This is a genomic window from Streptomyces sp. NPDC047017 (assembly GCF_040644175.1).
Taxonomy (GTDB): domain Bacteria; phylum Actinomycetota; class Actinomycetes; order Streptomycetales; family Streptomycetaceae; genus Streptomyces.
On sequence record NZ_JBEYVW010000062.1, the window covers coordinates 1 to 1,002 of the forward strand.

1 protein-coding gene is annotated in these 1,002 nt (G+C 66.7%); it reads right to left on the bottom strand.

Going from position 1 to position 1,002, the window contains the following annotated elements:
* On the bottom strand, positions 1-868 hold an 868-nt coding region (locus ABZ858_RS37175; RefSeq protein ID WP_361389455.1), incomplete at its 3' end, for a condensation domain-containing protein.
* Positions 869-1,002 lie beyond the last annotated feature (134 nt).

Sequence of the window (1,002 nt, forward strand, 5' to 3'; positions counted from 1 at the left end):
CCATCGACTCGATACCGGGAATCTGAGCCGGACGCCCCGCCACGGTCGCACCGAAGACCACGTCGTCCTGACCGGTCATGTGCCCCAGCAGCACCCCCCACGCCTGCTGGACCACCGTGTTCAACGTGACCCCACAACCCCGCGCGGCAGCCGTCAGCGCAGCGGTCAACTCCTCCGGCAGACGTACGGTGAGGTGTTCGGGCGCCATCTGCGACGCACGGGCGTGCACCGGCGCGAGCCGGGTCGCCTCCTCCACACCCGCAAGCGACCGACGCCACGCCTCCTCGGCCGCACCACGATCCTGCTGCGCCACCCACGCCAGGTAATCCCGGTAGGGCCTCACAGGTGCCAGGCCGTCACTGCGGCCGCCCTGCTCGTAAGCGGTCATCAGGTCGCGCATCAGCACGGGCAGCGACCACCCGTCCAGCAGCAGGTGATGGCTCGTGAACTCCAACCGGAACCGCTGGTGACCGAGGCGGATCAGCGTGAACCGCAACAGCGGCGGGGCGGACAGGTCGAAGCGCCGTGCCCGGTCCTGCTCCAGCCATTGGGCAACCGCGGTCTCCTGGCTGCCGGCGTCCAGGTCTGAAAAGTCGATCTCCTCCCAGGGCAGCCCCACCTTCCGGGGGATGACCTGGACCGGCTGCCTCAGACCCTCGTGCATGAAAGCGGCGCGCAGGTTCTTGTGCCGCTCGAGAACGACTCGAGCGGACGCCTTCAGAGCCGCGACATTCAGCGGTCCTTCAATGAGGAAAGACATCTGCGTCGTGTAGACGTCCAGCGCCTGCTCGTCGTAGAGCGCGTGGAAGAGGAGGCCTTCCTGCAGAGGAGCCAACGGAAGAATGTCTTCCAATTCGTTCCGCTTCACTTGTCGTTCCTCCACAGCTGCTCGAGTTGATCGATTTCTGCCTGGTTCAGGTCGACCAGGGGAAGATCGGAGGGCGTGTATCCGCCCGCGGCGGGATCGGCCGCGTGACGGGTGATCGCTGCCAGTGCCTCGAC